The sequence below is a fragment of the Cobetia sp. L2A1 genome (assembly GCF_009796845.1).
In the GTDB taxonomy this organism is placed as follows: Bacteria; Pseudomonadota; Gammaproteobacteria; order Pseudomonadales; family Halomonadaceae; genus Cobetia.
This window is the reverse complement of the sequence record NZ_CP047025.1, coordinates 342,636-361,453: the sequence shown is the minus strand read 5'-3', so window position 1 is coordinate 361,453 and position 18,818 is coordinate 342,636. Positions and strand designations below refer to the sequence as shown.

The 18,818-nt window shown below is 58.7% G+C and carries 18 protein-coding genes; 10 read left to right on the top strand and 8 right to left on the bottom strand.

The window, feature by feature from the left end:
- Nucleotides 1-86: 86 nt before the first annotated feature.
- A complete protein-coding gene (locus GQR90_RS01690; protein ID WP_158772617.1) occupies nt 87-428 on the bottom strand; it encodes a histidine triad nucleotide-binding protein in 342 nt (113 codons plus the stop codon).
- 212 nt (nt 429-640) lie between these two features.
- On the opposite strand from GQR90_RS01690, the gene GQR90_RS01685 reads away from it, so the two are divergent.
- Nucleotides 641-1,435, top strand: a complete 795-nt coding sequence (locus GQR90_RS01685; protein ID WP_158772616.1) for an RIO1 family regulatory kinase/ATPase domain-containing protein — start codon at nt 641-643, stop codon at nt 1,433-1,435.
- Nucleotides 1,436-1,517: 82 nt separating this feature from the next.
- On the opposite strand, the gene GQR90_RS01680 is transcribed toward GQR90_RS01685, so the two are convergent.
- The 5 genes from GQR90_RS01680 to phaR form a co-directional block, all read right to left on the bottom strand.
- Complete coding sequence (locus GQR90_RS01680) at nt 1,518-2,570, bottom strand: alpha/beta fold hydrolase (RefSeq protein ID WP_199269456.1); 1,053 nt, start codon at nt 2,568-2,570, stop codon at nt 1,518-1,520.
- An 82-nt stretch (nt 2,571-2,652) separates the two neighbouring features.
- Nucleotides 2,653-3,525: a phosphoribulokinase gene (locus tag GQR90_RS01675; RefSeq protein WP_158772615.1), complete on the bottom strand. Its 873-nt coding sequence runs from the start codon at nt 3,523-3,525 to the stop codon at nt 2,653-2,655.
- On the bottom strand, nt 3,525-3,980 hold the full coding sequence (locus tag GQR90_RS01670) for an acyl-CoA thioesterase (RefSeq protein WP_158772614.1): 456 nt from the start codon (nt 3,978-3,980) through the stop codon (nt 3,525-3,527). The genes GQR90_RS01675 and GQR90_RS01670 overlap by 1 nt, the downstream gene beginning before the upstream one ends.
- A 364-nt stretch (nt 3,981-4,344) precedes the next feature.
- Entirely contained in the window at nt 4,345-5,637 is a 1,293-nt protein-coding gene (gene purD / locus GQR90_RS01665; protein WP_158772613.1) for a phosphoribosylamine--glycine ligase, read from the bottom strand.
- A 188-nt stretch (nt 5,638-5,825) separates the two neighbouring features.
- Nucleotides 5,826-6,335 (bottom strand): polyhydroxyalkanoate synthesis repressor PhaR, encoded by a 510-nt coding sequence (phaR, locus tag GQR90_RS01660; RefSeq protein ID WP_158772612.1) that lies wholly within the window; start codon nt 6,333-6,335, stop codon nt 5,826-5,828.
- A 243-nt stretch (nt 6,336-6,578) separates the two neighbouring features.
- On the opposite strand from phaR, the gene GQR90_RS01655 reads away from it, so the two are divergent.
- A complete protein-coding gene (locus tag GQR90_RS01655) occupies nt 6,579-7,304 on the top strand; it encodes a 16S rRNA (uracil(1498)-N(3))-methyltransferase (RefSeq protein ID WP_158772611.1) in 726 nt (241 codons plus the stop codon).
- Nucleotides 7,305-7,346: 42 nt separating this feature from the next.
- Here the strand turns inward: GQR90_RS01655 and GQR90_RS01650 are convergent, their stop codons facing one another.
- Nucleotides 7,347-8,633 carry a deoxyribodipyrimidine photo-lyase gene (locus GQR90_RS01650; RefSeq protein WP_158772610.1) on the bottom strand — a complete coding sequence of 429 codons (1,287 nt, stop codon included), beginning with the start codon at nt 8,631-8,633 and terminating at the stop codon, nt 7,347-7,349.
- 724 nt (nt 8,634-9,357) lie between these two features.
- Here GQR90_RS01650 and GQR90_RS01645 point away from each other — a divergent pair.
- Genes GQR90_RS01645 through GQR90_RS01620 form a run of 6 tightly spaced genes read left to right on the top strand, consistent with a single transcriptional unit; the run spans nt 9,358 to nt 15,221 of the window.
- Entirely contained in the window at nt 9,358-12,150 is a 2,793-nt protein-coding gene (locus tag GQR90_RS01645) for a monovalent cation/H+ antiporter subunit A (RefSeq protein WP_158772609.1), read from the top strand.
- Nucleotides 12,150-12,500: a Na+/H+ antiporter subunit C gene (locus GQR90_RS01640; RefSeq protein ID WP_158772608.1), complete on the top strand. Its 351-nt coding sequence runs from the start codon at nt 12,150-12,152 to the stop codon at nt 12,498-12,500. The genes GQR90_RS01645 and GQR90_RS01640 overlap by 1 nt, the downstream gene beginning before the upstream one ends.
- Complete coding sequence (locus tag GQR90_RS01635) at nt 12,500-14,038, top strand: monovalent cation/H+ antiporter subunit D (protein WP_158772607.1); 1,539 nt, start codon at nt 12,500-12,502, stop codon at nt 14,036-14,038. The genes GQR90_RS01640 and GQR90_RS01635 overlap by 1 nt, the downstream gene beginning before the upstream one ends.
- Complete coding sequence (locus GQR90_RS01630; RefSeq protein WP_158772606.1) at nt 14,038-14,538, top strand: Na+/H+ antiporter subunit E; 501 nt, start codon at nt 14,038-14,040, stop codon at nt 14,536-14,538. The genes GQR90_RS01635 and GQR90_RS01630 overlap by 1 nt, the downstream gene beginning before the upstream one ends.
- Nucleotides 14,532-14,801, top strand: coding sequence for a K+/H+ antiporter subunit F (locus tag GQR90_RS01625; protein ID WP_024952274.1), 270 nt, complete (start codon nt 14,532-14,534; stop codon nt 14,799-14,801). The genes GQR90_RS01630 and GQR90_RS01625 overlap by 7 nt, the downstream gene beginning before the upstream one ends.
- Nucleotides 14,802-14,819: 18 nt before the next feature.
- Nucleotides 14,820-15,221 (top strand): Na+/H+ antiporter subunit G, encoded by a 402-nt coding sequence (locus GQR90_RS01620; RefSeq protein WP_158772605.1) that lies wholly within the window; start codon nt 14,820-14,822, stop codon nt 15,219-15,221.
- 154 nt (nt 15,222-15,375) lie between these two features.
- Here GQR90_RS01620 and hemH read toward each other — a convergent pair whose 3' ends face one another.
- Nucleotides 15,376-16,410, bottom strand: a complete 1,035-nt coding sequence (hemH, locus tag GQR90_RS01615) for a ferrochelatase (RefSeq protein ID WP_158772604.1) — start codon at nt 16,408-16,410, stop codon at nt 15,376-15,378.
- Between the two features lie 253 nt (nt 16,411-16,663).
- Between hemH and GQR90_RS01610 the strand changes: the two genes are divergently transcribed.
- The gene (locus GQR90_RS01610) at nt 16,664-18,319 is read left to right on the top strand and encodes a cryptochrome/photolyase family protein (protein WP_233266386.1); all 1,656 of its coding nucleotides are present in this window, start codon (nt 16,664-16,666) and stop codon (nt 18,317-18,319) included.
- 90 nt (nt 18,320-18,409) lie between these two features.
- Nucleotides 18,410-18,814 carry a thiol-disulfide oxidoreductase DCC family protein gene (locus GQR90_RS01605; RefSeq protein WP_158772603.1) on the top strand — a complete coding sequence of 135 codons (405 nt, stop codon included), beginning with the start codon at nt 18,410-18,412 and terminating at the stop codon, nt 18,812-18,814.
- The last annotated feature ends 4 nt before the right edge of the window (nt 18,815-18,818 follow it).

Genomic DNA, 18,818 nt, shown 5'->3' with positions numbered 1-18,818 from the left:
CGGTATGCGCCTGTGTGCCGCACGCTTTAATCGCTAGCCGCTACCTGCCCGTCAACTACCGGTACAGGCGCCTGCTCTTTGCCAGCTCAGCCAGCCGGCCATGTGAAGCGGCGACCACCCATCAGGTGCATATGAATATGATAGACCGTCTGGCCGCCATCTTCATTGCAGTTCATCACCACACGATAGCCATCCTCGGCAAAACCACGCTCACGCGCCAGTTTGGCAGCGACAAATTGCAATCGGCCTATGGTCGCCAACTGGGATTCCTCAATGTCGTTCAGCGTGGCGATGTGCTGCTTGGGAATGATCAGCACATGCGTCGGCGCCTGAGGACTGATGTCATTGAATGCCAGTACCTCATCATCTTCATAGACGATATCGGCAGGAATCTCGCGATTGATGATCTTGCAGAACAGACAGTCCATGCACATTCTCCCTCGACAATGGTGCTGCCTGCGGCAGCGCGGTTTTCAAGCGTAGCGCCCAAGGACGATCGAGCCAAGAGTGGACAGAGAAAGATGCTAGCTCAAGCGCTTAGGTGCCAGACGAGCAACAGAAAGATGCGGGCATACCGCTGGGCGAGATGGAAAAACGATAGGATAATCATTGTTATCCAGCTAACAAGAAGCGTCCTGCCATGCGACTACTTATTCGCCCTGATTCCTCCCTGCATAAGGCTAGCCACAATCAGGAGGCCGGCTCTGCCGCTCACTCCTCTGCGGTAGCGCTTTCCGAGCCTGATGAACACACCAACACAGCAGCAGATATCTCCGATATCAGTCCCTTTTTGGGCTACGGCCCCTCAGACCAGATATCCACTCACTTCCTGCAACGCGCCAAGGGCTTTCTCAAGGCTGAGGTCTATCTGACGCAATTTAACGGCCAGTCGGTGGTCTGCAAGGACTATCGTCGCTATGCCGGCACACCAGCAGCACTGGTGGCGCGTTGGCTGGTGCGCCACGAGCTGAAGATGCTGGAGCAACTCGGCGGGTGGATTCATGCTCCCAAAGCGATTGCACGCCTGTCACCGCTGGCACTGGCGATGGAATATATTCCCGGCCCACTGCTCAGCGATGCTGCACCGACGTCTGATATCACGCTGTGCCAGCAGCTGATACGCATCGTGCAGCAACTTCATCATCAGCAAATGGCGCATAACGATATTCGCGGCTCAAACGTGGTGCTACGTGATGGCATACCGGTTTTGATCGATTTCACGTCTGCAGTACGACTGCCACGTTGGCCGGGCACTGCCATTCTGGCGCGCACGATGCGACGCTTTGATCTGCGCCATTCCCTCAAGCTCAAGCAGCGTACGCTAGGGCTGCCTCTCAGCACTCGTGAAGCAAGTCTGGTCATGCGGGGCGGACGCCTGAATAGCGCCCTGCGCCTGTGGAAGAAGCAGATTCTGCCGCGCCTCAAGGGCAGGTAGCCTTAAACACTGAGGAAGAGACAACCTGCACAGGCGTCTAGCCGATTGTCTCTCCCTGATGTTGTCTTCGATTCCTCTGCATCTAGGGCGTTGTCACGAGCGCTTTTTTCAATGCCACCTTGAAGCGCTCGAAATCTTCCACCTGGGGCAGGTGGCCCAAGCCATCCAACTCGAACAGCTCGGAATTCGGGATCAAGCCTGCCGCGTGCTTGCCGAGCTTGTCGTAGCGTCCCAGCTCACGCTCCACCCCTTCCTTCTTCCAGTTGCGCCCAGGCGCGGTTCTGTCACGCGTGCCTATGATCAACTTCACCGGGACGGAAAAGTCGCCAAATTCGGTGATCACTGGCTGAGTGAAGATCATGTCATAGGTCTTGGCATTGACCCACGCCATCGTTTCCTTATCCGGGCCTTGTATTTGCCCTGTAATGAAATCGGTGAGAGATGAATAGGTGGCGTTCCACTCGCCCGCATAATAATTCTTTTGCTGGTAATGCTTGACACTTTCAGGCGTCTTGGCCAGTTCGTTCTTATAAAAGAAATTAGTATCTTTGTAGTCAACGTATTGAAGATAGTTCTCGAGACCAATCGGGTTCAACAATATCAATTCTTCAGTCGTCTCCGGGTACATCAATGCAAAGCGACTCGCCAGCATGCCCCCCATCGAGTGCCCCAGCACTATCGATTCCTTGATATCAAGTGAATCCATCAAAGCATGTGTTTGCTGCGCCAGGGCGGCAAATGAATACTGATAATCTACCGACTTGGACGATTTTCCAAACCCGATCTGATCTGGAATCAAGACGCCATATCCCAGTGACTGCAAGTACTGAGCGGTCGACGTCCAGTAATCGGCATTGAAGTTCTTGCCATGCATGAGCGTCACGACCGGCATGCCAGCAGCTGGCTTGAGATAGATATAGGCCATCTTCAAGGGTTGACGTTGTGAGTCAAACGAGAAGTAATCGACGTTGAAATCGTATGGATATTCGCTCAACAGCGCATCGTACGAAAGAGACGAGGTATCGTTGCTTTCATTTCCCGCATCCGCACCTGAAGCATTGGCTGAATTATCGGCCAATGCATTACCGGCCAATAGCAAGAAACCAGCAAGACATAGCACTTTCATTGAAGACATTGAATGCTTCCTTTGATGAACGACGCATCCAATGATGCCTCGTCATTTTTTCATCCGGAGTGAATATCAGGCGCAGCCGTACTCAACGGAAGCGTCGTTGCGCCAGCAAGCCCTTGACCAGAGGTGTGATGATCAGCTCGATGGCCAATGACATCAATGCACCAGGCACCACCAGCGTATGCGGGCGCGACATGAACGAGCCTTGGATCATTGCCAAGAGAAAGGGAAAGTCGACACTGCCCGGATCACGAAAATGGACGACGACCATCGATTCAGCGTCAGTCGGAATGTCCTGTCGCTCGAACGGGTTGGAGGTATCTACCGTCGGCACGCGCTGGAAGTTGATGTGCGTGCGCGAGAACTGCGGCTGGATATAGCGCACGTAGTCATCCATGCGACTCAGGATGGTATCGACTACCGCCTCTTGGGAGTGGCCTCGCAGCTTGGTATCGCGATCAATCTTCTGGATCCACTCCAGATTCATGGTCGGTGCCACGCCAATCAGCAGGTCCACATGACGTGCAATATCATGCTCCGGCGTCACCAGCCCGCCATGTAGCCCCTCATAGAACAACAGGTCTGTGCAATCCGGCAGTGATTGCCACTCGGTGAAGGTACCCACCTTGTAGCCCGCCTCGATCATCCGCTTGTCTTCAGCGTGAATATAATGCCGATGCGTACCGGAGCCTTGCTCACCATATTCGAGAAATAGCGCTTCCAGACGATCGAGCTGATTGGCCTCGACCGCAAAGTGCGATAGCTCACGCTTACGCTCTGGCGCTTCCTTGAACATGCGTACCAGCTCGGCACGCGTGTAGCGATGGAAAGCATCACCGTCCACATAGGCAGCATGAATTGCCTCGCGCGAGAACATACGCTCAAAGGTACGCATGACCGTGGTGGTCCCCGCACCGGAGGAGCCGGTGACGGCAATCACTGGATATTCCCGCGACATCAGTTCGATACCCGAGGCGTCATGTCGGAGACAGCCCGTTCAATGGCATCACTGACGCGCTCACTCGGTACTGCCAAGCCCTGCGTATCTGCGAAGACCAGACCAACAGCCAATGTCGCGAGTATCTTGTCATCACATTGACGCACAAGACGGTGATAGACCCCAAGCGCCTTGCCGGACACTGGCTCCATCGCAGTCTCGACCATGATGGCATCGCTTAGCTTGCCTTCGCCCTGATACTGCACGGCAAGATCAGACACGATACTCATCAGGCCATCCACGTCCCACTCGGGGAAGCCCATCGCCTGCCACGCCTGACCACGCGCTTCGTGAGCAAGACTGATCACACTGTCATGTCCAAGGTGCTGACCATAATTGATGTCGCTGACCCGAATCGTCATGGCATGACGATGCACAAGGCGTGGTTCCGGGAATTCGAGCCGGATACGATCCATAGTGACTCCTTGTGACTGCACCTGTGTAAGGCGGCGTGTGTAAGACGGTATGTGCAAGTCGGCGCAGGTAAAGTGAATGGGCAAGCGGTTGATCGCATAAATCACCAACCGGAAAACCATGCCCCGATACGTCCCGGCATGGCGCGCCCTTCTCTTTTACTCGTGGTAAACCGATGACATGTCCATCAATTCTGAATTGTATTTGATAGGAAGTTATCGCACGGGTAGTGCCGGTATGACCAGACTCTCGACACGATGGTCGTAGAACCACATTGTGCTTTTATGGATATTCCAACGACATGACCCGGCCATAGGCCGGGTCATGTCGTGAAAAAAATCAGCAGTCAATCAGGACTGCAATGCCTCAGGCATCGCCACGTTCACGGGCGATGGCACGCCAGGCGATATCACGGCGTACCAGCATGTCCTGCCAGCTGATGGCATCCACGCCTTCATAGGCGCGCTCAGTCGCAGCGGCTACGCTGTCACCCAATGCAGTCACGCACAATACGCGGCCACCGCTAGTGACAACGTGCCCATCCTGCTCGGCAGTCCCCGCATGGAAGACCTTGCAGCCCGTCGCTTCGGCAGCGTCAAAGCCACTGATGACATCACCCTTGCGGTAGCTGGCCGGATAGCCGCCAGCCGCCAGAACGACACCCACGGCAGCGCGGGAATCCCACTCACAGGTCTGAGATGCGAGGCGCCCTTCTTCAGCGGCCAGACATAGTGCCACCAGATCAGACTTCAGGCGCACCATGATCGGCTGGGTTTCCGGATCACCGAAGCGACAGTTGTACTCGATGATTTTCGGCGTTCCTTCAGCGTCAATCATCAGGCCCGCGTACAGGAAGCCCGTATACGGATGACCTTCCGCTGCCATGCCACGCACGGTAGGCAGAATGATCTCATCCATCACGCGCTGGTGTACGTCAGCAGTGACGACCGCCGCTGGAGAATACGCTCCCATGCCGCCGGTATTCGGGCCGGTATCACCTTCACCGACCCGCTTATGATCCTGACTGGTCGCCATTGGCAGCACATTCTCGCCATCGACCATCACGATGAAGCTGGCTTCTTCGCCATCGAGGAATTCTTCAATCACGACGCGTGCACCAGCATCGCCAAAGGCGTTGTCTTCGAGCATGTCACGCACGGCGGCCTGCGCCTCGACATCACTCATCGCCACCACCACACCCTTGCCCGCCGCCAGCCCATCAGCCTTGATGACGATCGGGGCAGGATGAGTGGCGAGATAAGCTAGCGCCCCCTCGATATCTGAGAAGGTCGCATAGTCGCCGGTCGGAATGGCGTGGCGGGCGAGAAAGTCCTTGGTAAAGGCCTTTGAACCCTCAAGCTGTGCAGCGCCGGCGGTCGGGCCAAAGCACTTCAGGCCTGCCTCGCGGAAACGGTCAACCACACCGATCACCAGCGGTGCCTCGGGGCCGACAATGGTCAGCTCAATGCCGTGGTCACGTGCAAAGCTCAATAGCCCGTCGATATCATCCGCTGCAATGGCCAGATTGGTCAGCTTGGACTCGCGCGCCGTGCCCGCATTGCCGGGGGCCACGAAGACCTCCTCGACACGAGATGACTGGGCGGCCTTCCAGGCCAGCGCATGTTCGCGGCCACCGCCGCCGATGATCAGGACCTTCATCTTTTCAACCTTCATGAGCTAGTGAGGATCAAGGCTACCCGCGCGACGCGAGCCACCAGTGAGTAATCAGGGTGCGCATTATGGCAGAAAGGCGCCCCACTCGGGACGCCCCTTTTCACATCGTGGCGATTTTCTGTGACAGCTACGCTTTCAATGACAGCCACGCCGCCCGAGCAAATCTCTCACCGCTAAGGGCGGTCATCTTCATTCGGTGTCTCGTCGTCATCACTCGGCGCAGCAGCCTCTGGATGTGCTGGCCCCTTTGACCCCGCCATGCCCGTACCCATCGCCTGCTGCCAGAAGCGCAGGTTTTCCTCAGCCACCTCGCGCATCATCTCCATTGGCGAGTGGCGTATCGCTTGCGACCACTGCTCCTGCATACGATGTTGCTGCTCCATCATCAGGCGCGTGCCCTGCTCCAGATACCCGGCTAGCGGCAGCGGCTTGGCCATCGCGTAGATACGGATAAACTGCTCCAGCAGCTCATTGGAGAAAATTTCAGCGTCGCCATCGCCTTGTTCCTGCTCGATGATGATCGTCAGCAGAATAGTGCGGGTTAGATCCTCACCACTCTTGGCGTCTTCCACCTTGAAGACCTCTTCCGCCAGCACAAGGCTGCGCAGGTCTTCAAGGGTCACATAACGGCTCTGTTCGGTATCGTAGAGGCGCCGATTGGCATATTTTCGGATGACTCGCACAGGTCAGGCTCCTATCGATTTTTCTACATTGTGCACTCAAGGGGGGGCACTGCAAGAAAAGCCTTATTCCTGCGCCTGCATTCTGAGCCATGTCCCTGGCGAACCGGCCCGATCATGCAGAGGGCCATGCTAGAATGACGCCCGTCGCGAAACGCTATCTGGCGGCACCGGTACGCACTGGACCCATGCCCCACGCGTGGTTCCGCCTCGTCATTTCCTCTCTTCACTGTCTCCGGTATTACCATGAACCTGATTCTGCTCGGCGCTGATGATCTCATCGCGCCCGACCGCGCCCGTGTCACCGACCCACGCCGTCTGCGCCACCTGCACGAGGTGCATCGCGCCGCCGTGGGCGACGAGATGACGCTGGGCATCGAGGGTGGTCTGATCGGTCGTGGCCGGCTGGAAAGTATCGATACGGAATCTGCGGAGTTCAGCCTACGCCTGGAACGTGAGCCGCCGCCGCCCTCGAACGTACATCTATTACTGGCATTGCCACGGCCGCGCATGCTGGCCCGCTCGCTGGAACACGTCACCGCGCTAGGCGTCAAGCACATTACTTTGCTGCACACGCGGCGAGTCGAGAAGAGCTACTGGCAGTCACCGGAATTAAGCGCAGAGAAGATTCGCCAGCACCTGATACTCGGGCTTGAGCAGGCACGCGACACGACAATGCCGATCGTCACGCAGGAAAAGCTCTTCAAGCCGTTCGTGGAAGATCGTCTGCCAGCGTTGATGGCACCACTGAATGCCCCCAAGCCCCGCGGCATCATTGCACATCCGGGCATGGCCGATGCCTGTCCACGGGCGGTCAGCGAGCCGATCATGCTGGCGATCGGCCCAGAGGGAGGGTTCGTGGACTATGAGGTGGAGCAATTCATGAGCACTGGCTTCCAGGGTGTCCATCTCGGTGAGCGCATCCTGCGCGTGGAGACGGCTGTCACGGCGCTATTGGCACGATTGAGCTAGTACTCAAATGATGCCCGTGTGACAGACGTCCAGAGCCTCATGTCACACGGGCAAGCCTGCCAGGCGTCGCCATTCACCCCAGGTGACGGCGACGTCATAATCGAGCAGACAGCGCTCGAACCAGCGTGCTCCCAATCGCCAGTCCCCTCCGCCTTCTAGCCAGATATGGGCCAGATATCGACGCTCAGGACACGGCAACCAGCCTTCATGCGCCAAGACCTGCATCGCTCGATCAGCACGGGCATCGCCACTCCTGCCTTCGCGCCAACGAACAAATGCCTCACTGTTGGTCTCCTGCTCGTGCAGCTCGTCACCACACCACTTTTCAGCTCCGACGCCTGACTCCGAGCCTTCCTTCTCCCGCAATCTCTGCTGCCAACGCTCGCGCTGAACCAAGCCAGCAACCAGGCGCTGACAGGCCTCATCGTCACCGATTTCTCGGCGGCGCTCATTCAGCACCTGCAGAATACGACGCGCCGAAATACAGCCCAACGTCAACCAGGGCGATAGTAACCAGGTTGGCTGACCAGGCGTGCAGGGCAGACACGAGTCCTGCTCATGAGACGCAAGCCCAGCATGCCAGATCAACGCCTCCAACTGTGCACGCGCGGGTTCTTCCCCACCCTGCAGAGCAGCAAGCGCGGGGATTTCCGGCTGCCAACGGTTGGCAGCCGTGCATATGGAAGCGAGCGGCGGAAAGCCTCGTGCGGCCGAATCTGGCCACGGCGGCAGTGAGTAGGGCAGCCCTTCCAGCGGCGTTCTCGCACGATACGATGCATAACGGCCCGCGCCAGACACGACCTCCCACTGATGTGCTGCACACGTATCCTCTAAGATCCGCGTGTCGGGTACAGATACGCCTGAATCATTCTCAGCGGAACCAAGTGCAATCTGATCCTGAGCGTGGCAATACAGCGTCGTAGTGACGGGTAACCGCTGCGCTATATGGCTCAGCGCCTGACGGTCTTCGTGACCGGGAGCATGACTGACTTCAAGGCATTCCACGTCGTGCTGATGCACTAGCGCCAGCACTTCCTCGACTGGGTCCCCGATACGCACGAGCAGATCACTACCCCGACGCAGCAACATGCCACGCAGGTTCATCAGGCTTTGCCATAGTAGACGCAGGCGCGCCGCGCCCAGCCGTCGCAATCCATCGACAGGTGTCAGCCAGCGCTGGTCAAGTACATACATCACCAGCAGTTGATGCGACCGTCGTTCATGAGGAGGAAAGAATAGCGGGTTATCTTCCAACCGAAGATCGTGACGTAGCCATACGAGAGACGTCTCCGGCGGGCTGCCCGAATTCATGCTGGTAGCGTCATGCATGGTGGCTCCGGCCATCGAGTTATGTCTAATATTTGTACAAGAAAAAAGCGACCTGTACAACATGAAGTGCGACACAAGTCTCAATAACACCGGTCCGGCATGCGCTGGCGAGGGGTGCAAGTGCGTGGTACATTCAAGAGGTTAGGTCACGTTACACCAATGTTTTCAACAAGATCGCGCAAGTGTCTCCACTTACACACACTTGTCATCCAGGGGCTTCAGGAGGCATACGGCCATGCTCGCAAGACATGACATGACCGCAATAACCCGGCATTTTCGCCGTCTGCCCGTCGCGGGTAGCCGGGGACGCGCTGCGGACCTCATCCCATCCTGGATGCTGGCACCCCGTGCCGTGCGTCTTCCCTTCCTGACTGACCCGCCCTTCGCGGCGGCGCCGTCTCGCCCAGAAGGTAGTGCGCGCATCACGTGCGCATGACCCTCAAGTAGCCCGAGGCGACCACTGTAGACCCTTGCCCGCCCCTGATCGGTGGCTAGCACGCCCTTATGAGAGAGCACCTCCCCTGACACGGAGCCCTCATAGGCGATGATGACGAGCATTACGGCGTCATCATCACGGCAGTCCACAGTGCGTTCGCCTATCCTATCGGCACCCAGTGGCCGAAACTCGCGTCCTGACCTCGAAGCTGGCGGCCTGGCCCATGCCTGTGTCTACCCCGGTGGCGAATAACGGACAACGCCCTACAACGACTGGAGCGAGTCTTCCATGACCCTGCTGTTGATCGTGCTATTGCCGTTACTCGGTGCCCTGGTCCCTCTATTGGCCAGACATCTACCCCGCGGCCGTCTTGCCTGGCTGACGGCGGTGGCGCCGGCTATCGCGCTCGGCATTGCTGTCTCCCACCTGGGAGATGTCTTTGCCGGTCAGACGCCTCAATTCCACCTGCCGTGGATCACGGAGCTGGGGTTGGATCTGGCTTTCCGCTTTGACGGCCTTTCGGCGCTGTTCGTGCTGCTGATTCTGGGCATTGGTCTGTTGATCATTCTTTATGCCCGCTATTACCTTTCCGGCGAAGACTCGCTGGCGCGCCTCTACAGCTTCCTGATGCTGTTCATGACCGCGATGCTCGGTATCGTGATGGCAGACAACCTGCTGCTGATGTGGGTGTTCTGGGAGTTGACCAGCCTGACCTCGTTCCTGCTGATCGGCTACTGGTATCAACTCAGCGAAGCACGCAAGGGCGCCCGCATGGCGCTGACCGTGACCGGTGCGGGAGGCTTGGCACTCTTGGCGGGCATTCTGGTCATCGGGCACATCGTCGGCAGTTATCAGTTCGATGAGGTTTTGGCCGCGGCTGACCAGATTCGTTCCAGTGAGCTCTATCCTGTCGCACTCGTATTGGTACTGCTGGGCGCTTTCACCAAGTCAGCCCAGTTCCCGTTCCAGTTCTGGCTGCCCCACGCGATGGCCGCCCCGACACCTGTCTCGGCCTTCCTGCACTCCGCGACCATGGTCAAGGCAGGCGTCTTCCTGCTCGCACGCATGCACCCGATTCTGTCGGGCACTGACCTGTGGTTCTACATTGTCAGCCTGACCGGGCTTGCCACCCTGCTCTATGGCGCCTGGTTTGCCCTGATGAAGCAGGATCTGAAAGGCGTGCTGGCCTTCTCGACCATCAGCCATCTCGGCCTGATCACACTGTTGTTTGGCTTCAATAGCCAGATGGCCGCCGTGGCGGGTCTGCTGCACATCATCAACCACGCCACCTTCAAGGCCTCGCTGTTCATGGCCGCTGGTATCGTTGATCACGAGTGCGGCACCCGCGACATCCGAAAGCTCAACGGCCTGTATCGCTACATGCCGCACACCACGATATTGGCGATGGTCGCCTCGGCCTCAATGGCTGGGGTCCCTCTGCTGAACGGCTTCCTGTCCAAGGAGATGTTCTTCGCCGAGAGTCTGGATGCACAGCTACTGGGGGGTCTGTCATGGCTGATTCCAGCACTGGCAACGCTAGGCGGCATTCTGTCGGTGGCCTATTCACTGCGCTTCATTCACGACGTGTTCTTCAATGGCGAGCCGAAAGACCTGCCGAAGACCCCGCATGAGCCACCGCGCTACATGAAGCTGCCGATTGAGGTGCTGGTGCTGATCTGTCTGCTGGTCGGCATCATGCCGTCGCTGGTGATCAAGGACCTGCTGGTCAGTGCCTCCGCCAGCGTACTGGCGGGCCCGGTGCCCGAGTTCAGCCTCGCCATCTGGCACGGTTTCAATGTGCCGCTGATGATGAGCGCCATCGCGCTGATCGGCGGGGTAGGCGTCTACGCACTGCGCCACCACCTCTATTCCTTCCAGCGTCAGTTCCGTGCCCGCAACGCGCTGCTGGTCTTCGAGGCCAACATACAGCGGCTGATGAAGCTGGCCGAACGCAGCATGGATAGCTTCGAGAACGGCTCTCTGCAGCGTTACATGCTGTGGCTGCTGCTGACAGCACTGCTCTTCGTCGGCATCGGGCTGCTGGCAGTGCCGCAGCTCAGTGGCGATGTGGAACAGCAACCCTTTGATGCCATGCTGCTGACAGGCGCCGTGATCACCGGCCTGGCGGGTCTCGGGACTGCCATCACGCATCGCAAGCGCATCATTTCTCTGCTGATGCTATCGGTCGTGGGACTGATGACATCACTCGCCTTCGCTCGCTTCGCAGCGCCAGACCTGGCACTGACCCAGCTGGCAGTCGAGGTCGTGACCATGATTCTGCTGATGCTGGCGCTGTTCTTCCTACCCCAGCGGACCCCCAAGGAATCCAGTGCCCGCCGCATCATGCGGGACGTGCTACTGGCCAGCGCCTTCGGTGTCGTGGTCGCGAGCCTCAACTTCGCCATCCTGACGCGTCCGGTGGAGTCGATTTCTGACTTCTTCATGGCCAATGCCGTCTCCGGCGGCGGCGGCCATAACGTGGTCAACGTCATTCTGGTCGACTTCCGTGGCTTCGATACGCTCGGTGAAATCACCGTGCTGGGTATTGCAGGGCTGGCAATCTTCAAGCTGCTCAACCGTCTACGTCTGTTCATGCCCTCCACGGATCTGGATGGACGCAACTGGTCACCGGATCGTCATCCGATGATTCTGGCCACCGTGTCCCAGACCCTGTTGCCACTGGCACTGCTGGTCTCGGTCTATATCTTCCTGCGCGGACACAACGAGCCGGGTGGCGGCTTCATTGCCGGTTTGGTCACTGCCGTGGCCATCATCCTGCTCTACATCGCGCGCGGTGTTGACTGGACCCAGCGCTGGCTGCGCTTCCCCTATCAGCCCGTCGCCGCGGCCGGGGTATTGATCGCCGGTCTGACGGGTGCGGGCAGCTGGGTATTCGGCTATCCGTTCCTGACGTCATCCTTTGGCCACTTCACGATTCCCGTCATCGGCGAGATCGAGCTGGCTACCGCGCTGCTGTTTGACCTCGGCGTCTATCTCACCGTAGTCGGCGCGACGCTGATGATTCTCGCCAACCTCGGCAAGCTGACGACACCGCACCGTCCGACCAAGGAGAAGAGCTGATGGAAGCCCTCTACGCCACTACCACCGGCCTGCTGGCCGCCTGCGGTGTCTACCTCACCCTGCGCGGGCGCACCTTCCCTGTTGTGGTCGGCCTCACCCTGCTGTCCTACTCGGTCAACCTGTTCCTGTTCTCGATGGGGGGCCTTGCGATGCATGGCAACCCGGCCGTTGTCGGCGCCGGCACACCGGCCGCTGACCCACTGCCGCAGGCACTGGTACTGACCGCCATCGTGATCGGCTTCGCCATGACGGCCTTCGTGGTCATCCTGGCGATGCGCGCCCGTGGTGACCTGGGCAGTGACCACGTCAACGGCAATCGCCTCGACGATTCACGAGAGGATGGCAAGTGATGCTGCAACACCTGATCGTCCTCCCTATCGTACTGCCACTGCTGGTGGGTGCCTGTCTGCTGCTGAGCCGGGCCTCATCGCCGAAATTGCGGCGCACCGTCAGTCTCATCACGCAGGCCGTGATGGTCGTGATCGGCATTGCACTGGTCGCGCAGGCTGGCGATGGCACCATCCGTTACTACGCGCTGGGTGACTGGCAGCCGCCCTTCGGCATCGTACTGGTGGTGGATCGCCTTTCGGCCAGCATGGTACTGCTCAGTTCGGTATTGGCATTCTTTGCCTGCCTGTATTCCATCGCAGGTATCGATGACACCGGCTCCAACTTTCATGGCCTGTTCCTGCTGCAGCTGATGGGCATCAATGGTGCCTTCCTGACCGGCGACCTGTTCAATCTGTTCGTGTTCTTTGAAGTGTTGCTGATCGCCTCCTATGCCCTGCTGCTGCACGGGGGCAGCAAGGCGCGCACACTGTCGGCGTTACATTACGTCGTGCTCAATCTAATGGGATCAGCGTTCTTCCTGATTGCACTCGGCATTCTCTATGGCGTGACCGGCACGCTGAACATGGCGGACATGGCGGTCATCGTCACCACGCTGGACCCGGGCCGTGCAGGCCTGATGGAAGCAGGTGGCCTGCTGCTGCTGGTGGTATTCGGACTCAAGTCCGCGATGGTGCCACTGTACTTCTGGCTGCCACGAGCCTACGCCGCCGCCTCTGCTCCTGTGGCAGCGCTGTTCGCCATCATGACCAAGGTGGGCATCTATTCCATCCTGCGCGTCTACTCACTGATCTTCACCGACAACGCCGGCACGCTGGCTGATCTCGGGCGGGATTGGCTGTGGTGGGCGGGGCTGGCCACCCTGGTGGTGTCGATTCTGGGCGTGCTCTCGGCACGTGATCTGCGCACCCTGGTGGCCTATCTGGTGATGGTATCGGTAGGCACGCTGCTGACGGCACTGGGCATGAACAGCGTCGAGGCAGATAGCGCACTGCTGTTCTATCTGATCCACTCGACCCTGATTACGGGCGGGCTGTTCCTGCTGGTCGATGTCATCGCGGGTCAGCGCGGCAAGGCAGGTGCGCGTATCGTACGCGCTCGTCCGTTGCTGCAGGCAGGTCTACTGGGTGGGCTATTCCTGATAGGCACTGCCGCCGCCGTCGGGTTACCGCCCTTTTCGGGCGCGATTGGCAAGGTGCTGATTCTGACCGCAGCCTCCCCAGAACAACAGATATGGTTGTGGCCGTTACTGCTGCTGGCAGGGCTGTGCTCGATGATTGCCTGCTCACGCGCTGGCTCCAGCGTGTTCTGGCGTACCGGCAAGTCAGAACCCAGCGGCGATCGTATCGGGGTGGCACGCGGTATCGCCACAGGTGGCTTGCTGTCAGCAGCGCTGCTACTGGTCATCTTCGCAGGCCCGCTTTCGAATTGGACGAAAGCGACCGCACAGCAGCTCTCTGATCCGGCGCCGTATCTCGAAGCGCTACTCGGCAAGGACGCTGCACCGGAAACCGCTCTGCCGATGAAGGGAGAGGAATAATGATCAAGAAACGTCCCCGCCTGCTTCCGACGCCCATGCTGTCAGCGCTGCTGCTGATCGTATGGCTGATGCTACAGAATAGCGTCGCGCCGGGTCAGCTTCTGTTAGGCGCAGTGCTGGCCATCGCGATTCCGATGCTCACCTATCGGTTCTGGGAGCCACAGCCAGACCTTCAGAAACCGTGGAGACTGATCAGCTACTTCCTGCGCGTCATGATTGACATCATCGTGGCCAATCTTCAGGTGTCGCGACTGATCCTGAACCCACGAGCGAAATTTCGCCCGGCGTTTATCCGCTACCCGCTCGAGCTGGAAGAGAAGTTTCCGATCACCCTGCTGTCGAGCACCATCACGCTGACACCCGGCACCGTATCAGCCTATCTAACACTGGATGGCCGCCACCTGCTGATCCATGCGCTGGATGTAGGCGATGAACAGGCACTGATCGACGAGATCCACCAGCGCTACGAGCGCCCGCTCAAGGAGATCTTCGAATGCTAGATATCGCCCTGTGGATCAGCATCGCGCTATTTGCGGCCTCACTGATGCTCAACGTGTTCCGCCTCGCCATCGGACCGGATCTGCCAGACCGCATTCTGGCAGTGGACACCATGTACGTGAATTCCATCGCGCTGATCGTGCTGTTCGGCATCCAGCTCAACAGCAAGGCTTACTTCGAGGCGGCACTGCTGATCGCCATGCTCGGCTTCGTCAGCACCGTAGCGGTCTGCAAGTACCTGCTGCGCGGCGACATCATCGAATAAACTGAGCGGAGAGCTACCATGCCTACCTGGTTCTATCCCGTCCTCGAAGGTGTCATTGCCTTCTTCCTGGTGGCCGGCGGTCTGTTCGCCTTCATCGGGTCACTGGGGCTGACACACCTCAAGGACTTCTACATGCGGCTGCACGGCCCCAGCAAGACCACCACCCTGGGAGTCGGCTGCGTGCTGATGGCGTCGATGATCTATTTTCGTGCCACCACGGGCCACTTCAGTTTTCAGGAGATGCTGATCACCATCTTCCTGTTCATCACGGCACCGGCGACGGCACACCTGCTCTCCAAGGCAGCTCTGCACCAGAAACTGGTCGCGGACATCCGTACCCGCAACGTGCCTGATCAGCTGGAAACCGCACGCGAGCCCGACGAGGCCACGGTTCAACAGAGCGAATCTCGCCTGCCGTGATGCCCTGACAGATGGACGTCATTGATGAATGTTACTGATGAATGTTACTGATGAATGTTACTGATGAATGAAAAACGCCCCGCCATGGATACCATGGCGGGGCGTTTTTCATTGGCACGTCCACGACTCAACTCATGAACGCGCGCAGGTTTGCTTACCAGCCTTGAGAGTGCTGACGGCACAAGGCTTCCAGCAGATCAATGTGCTCCGGACGATCATTGAGAGCGGGAATATAGCGGAAGTCGCCGCCTCCGGATTCAGTGAAGTAGCCGCGATTCTCTTCCTCCAGCTCCTCCAACGTCTCGAGACAGTCCGCCGCGAAGGCCGGCGAGATGACATCGACGCTCTCAAGCCCTTCTGCCCCCCAGGCCTTGAGGGTGACGTCGGTATAGGGCTGTAGCCACTCTGCCTTGCCAAAGCGCGACTGATACGTCATCGCCCACTCATCATCACCGAGCTCCAGGGCCTCAGCCAGCAATTGACTGGTACGCTCACACTGACGCGGGTATGGGTCACCGGCCGTCGCGTAGCGCTTGGGAATGCCGTGATAGCTCATCAGCAAACGCTTGCCGCGCTTGCCTTCTTTGTCCCAGTGCTGACGCACGCTGGCGGCTAGTGCGGCGATGTAGTCGGGGTGATCATGATAGTCACGCACGAAGCGCAGCTCAGGCAAATGTGGGCACGGCTTGAGCGCACGCGCCAGCCGATCAAAGACGGCGGCCGTTGTCGTGCGTGAGAATTGCGGGTAAAGCGGCAGCACCAGAATACGATCAGCACCTCGCTTGGCCAGCTTACGGCCCACCTCTTCCATTCTCGGATTACCGTAAGTCATCGCTAGTTCCACCGGAATATTCTCACCCAGCGTCTCGGCAAGGCGCGCTTCGAGCGCTGCGCGCTGACGCTTGCCGATCGCCATCAGCGGCGAGCCATCTTCGGTCCAGACCGACGCATAGGCCTCGGCGACCTTCTTGGGACGCGTAGTCAGCACGATACCGTGCAGAATCGGCAACCAAAGCAGGCGCGGCAAATCAATCACGCGCACATCGCCTAGAAACTCACCCAGATAGCGCCGTACCGCCTTGGGCGTCGGGGCATCCGGAGTGCCGAGGTTGACCAACATGACGCCAAAGCGCGAAGAGCTCGTGGATGACGAACTCACGGGTGGCGGGCTCACGGGCGACGAACTCATGGATGACGGACTCCTGACAGTGAGGCAAGAATAACGGCGAAAATACGCTGTACACGAACGCAAAGGTTCCGCCGGCAACGACATCATCTTAACAGTTCGCACTGTTCGACGGAGATAAAGTTATACTATCATCACGATTCGTATAAGTTTTATACAGGTATTGTCACAACTTGCCCTGCTCTTGCTAGAAAGTGTGTCTCGCCCGACAAACCATCTGCTTACCTTCGCCACTCGTCTCACTGCCGGAGTCAACGTGACCGAATCCACGCCGCACCGCCTGACGCTCGCCACGCAGCATGACTTCACGCGCCCCTTGGTGCTGATACTGGGTGACCAGCTCAGCCATTCGCTACCCAGCATCACTCTGGCTCCCGCCGAGAGTGTCATCGCGTTCTGCGAAGTCGAGGAAGAAGGCCGCTACGTGCCACATCATCCTCACAAGATAGTCATGATGCTGGCGGCGATGCGTCATCATGCACGTGAACTACGGGACTGTGGCTGGCAGGTACATGAGAGTCGTCTGGATGATCCCGGCAATCTGCATAGCCTGACGGAGGAAGCCGAACGTCTGGCAACGCTGTACAACTGCGATGGTATCCTGGTCACGCGGCCAGGCGAATGGCGTTTGCTCGAAGCCTTCAAGAGGCGTCAGCGTGTCGCGCAACCTCGCTGGGAAATTCTGGAAGATACGCGCTTCTTCACCACACCGGCCGACTTTGAACGCTGGGCCGATGGCCGCAAGCAGCTCCGCATGGAGTACTTCTATCGTGAACAGCGACGTGCCAGCGATCTATTGATGGAAGGCAGTGAGCCGGCGGGCGGCAAGTTCAATCACGATCACGACAATCGAGAGCCGATTCCAGAACACTTCACTGCCCCTGCGCCACCGACACATGCCCACCACGAGGATGAGATGACATCCGAGGTGCTGGCGATGGTCGAGGCACGCTTTGGCAAGGAAGCACCCGAGGATCAGCGCCATTTCGGCACGCTGGAGCATTTCAACTGGGCCGTGACCCGTCAGCAGGCCAAGTGCGATCTCACACACTTCCTCAACCACTGCCTGGCAGACTTCGGACGCTATCAGGACGCCATTGAAGACAGCGACCCCTTCCTGTTCCACTCCCGGCTTTCCGCTGCACTCAATATCGGCCTGCTCAGCCCACAGGAGGTCTGCGAGGCCGTGGACAGTGCCTGGCGGCGCGGTGAGGTACCCGTCAACTCCGCCGAGGGCTTCATTCGACAGATACTGGGCTGGCGTGAATACGTTCGCGGTATCTACTGGACGCGGATGCCGGCCTACAAGCAAGAAAATCAGCTGGGAGGGACACGCGATCTACCGGAGGTATTCTGGCGTGGCAACAGTGGCATGCGGTGTATCGACCAGGCTGTGGCCAGTACGCGTGATCATGCCTATTCGCATCATATTCGGCGACTGATGGTCACCGGCAACTTCGCACTGTTGTGCGGCGTAAAGCCAGAAGCACTGTGCGACTGGTATCTGGCAGTCTATATCGATGCCTGCGAGTGGGTGGAGCTGCCCAACACGTTGGGCATGGTACTGCATGCCGATGGCGGCCTGATGGGCTCCAAGCCCTATTGTGCCTCTGGAAAGTACATCGATCGCATGTCCAATCACTGTGACAAGTGTCGCTACTCACCCAAACAGGTGACGGGGACTCACGCCTGCCCGTTCAACAGTCTTTATTGGCACTTCATTGAGCGGCACCGGGAGCAGTTGGCAGGCAATCCCCGCATGTCACTGGTCTATGGTAGCTGGCGACGCATGAAGGCCGAAAAGCGGGAGGCACTGCTGCAACAGGCCGATGCCTTTCTGGCCCAACTGGACAGCGCACCGGGCTATGGGAGAGGCACGCATCGCGAAGGCTATGCCGCCGATCATGAATAGCGCGCTCGCTCAGTCGATGAATTCGTCCAGCCACTGCTGGCTTGGCTTACGCAATCAGCCTTCCCGAACAATCACTGACAAGGAATCATCATGAGCCGTATCTGGCAGGCCAGCGCTCCCGTCACGCTCTATCACGATGGAAAATGCCCACTTTGTCAGCGCGAGGTTGCCTGGCTATCGCGTCATCCCAGACGTGAGCGAGTCAATAGTGTCGACATTCGTGACGAAAAATTCTCGCCCGAAGCACTGGGACTGACATTCAAGACCATGATGGGGCGCCTGCATGTACAGGATGCCCGTGGCGAATGGTACGTGGGGATGGATGCCAGCCGAGCGCTCTATGCGGTTCTCGGCTATCGACGTCTGGTGAGAATATCGCTGCTGCCGGGACTGCGCCCGGGCATGGATATGAGCTATCGCTTCTTTGCGCGTCACCGCGAGCGTATCGGCCGCTGGTTGCCCGCCCCCAGGCCTGATTCCAGCGATACGCTCTGAGCTA

What these genes read in the sequence shown, in the direction of transcription:
- GQR90_RS01690 (WP_158772617.1), bottom strand. Translation starts at nt 428, where the DNA reads ATGGACTGTCTGTTCTGCAAGATCATCAATCGCGAGATTCCTGCCGAT.
- GQR90_RS01685 (WP_158772616.1), top strand. Translation starts at nt 641, where the DNA reads ATGCGACTACTTATTCGCCCTGATTCCTCCCTGCATAAGGCTAGCCAC.
- GQR90_RS01680 (WP_199269456.1), bottom strand. Translation starts at nt 2,570, where the DNA reads ATGTCTTCAATGAAAGTGCTATGTCTTGCTGGTTTCTTGCTATTGGCC.
- GQR90_RS01675 (WP_158772615.1), bottom strand. Translation starts at nt 3,525, where the DNA reads ATGTCGCGGGAATATCCAGTGATTGCCGTCACCGGCTCCTCCGGTGCG.
- GQR90_RS01670 (WP_158772614.1), bottom strand. Translation starts at nt 3,980, where the DNA reads ATGGATCGTATCCGGCTCGAATTCCCGGAACCACGCCTTGTGCATCGT.
- purD (WP_158772613.1), bottom strand. Translation starts at nt 5,637, where the DNA reads ATGAAGGTCCTGATCATCGGCGGCGGTGGCCGCGAACATGCGCTGGCC.
- GQR90_RS01655 (WP_158772611.1), top strand. Translation starts at nt 6,579, where the DNA reads ATGAACCTGATTCTGCTCGGCGCTGATGATCTCATCGCGCCCGACCGC.
- GQR90_RS01650 (WP_158772610.1), bottom strand. Translation starts at nt 8,633, where the DNA reads ATGCATGACGCTACCAGCATGAATTCGGGCAGCCCGCCGGAGACGTCT.
- GQR90_RS01645 (WP_158772609.1), top strand. Translation starts at nt 9,358, where the DNA reads ATGACCCTGCTGTTGATCGTGCTATTGCCGTTACTCGGTGCCCTGGTC.
- GQR90_RS01640 (WP_158772608.1), top strand. Translation starts at nt 12,150, where the DNA reads ATGGAAGCCCTCTACGCCACTACCACCGGCCTGCTGGCCGCCTGCGGT.
- GQR90_RS01635 (WP_158772607.1), top strand. Translation starts at nt 12,500, where the DNA reads ATGCTGCAACACCTGATCGTCCTCCCTATCGTACTGCCACTGCTGGTG.
- GQR90_RS01630 (WP_158772606.1), top strand. Translation starts at nt 14,038, where the DNA reads ATGATCAAGAAACGTCCCCGCCTGCTTCCGACGCCCATGCTGTCAGCG.
- GQR90_RS01625 (WP_024952274.1), top strand. Translation starts at nt 14,532, where the DNA reads ATGCTAGATATCGCCCTGTGGATCAGCATCGCGCTATTTGCGGCCTCA.
- GQR90_RS01620 (WP_158772605.1), top strand. Translation starts at nt 14,820, where the DNA reads ATGCCTACCTGGTTCTATCCCGTCCTCGAAGGTGTCATTGCCTTCTTC.
- hemH (WP_158772604.1), bottom strand. Translation starts at nt 16,410, where the DNA reads ATGAGTTCGTCGCCCGTGAGCCCGCCACCCGTGAGTTCGTCATCCACG.
- GQR90_RS01605 (WP_158772603.1), top strand. Translation starts at nt 18,410, where the DNA reads ATGAGCCGTATCTGGCAGGCCAGCGCTCCCGTCACGCTCTATCACGAT.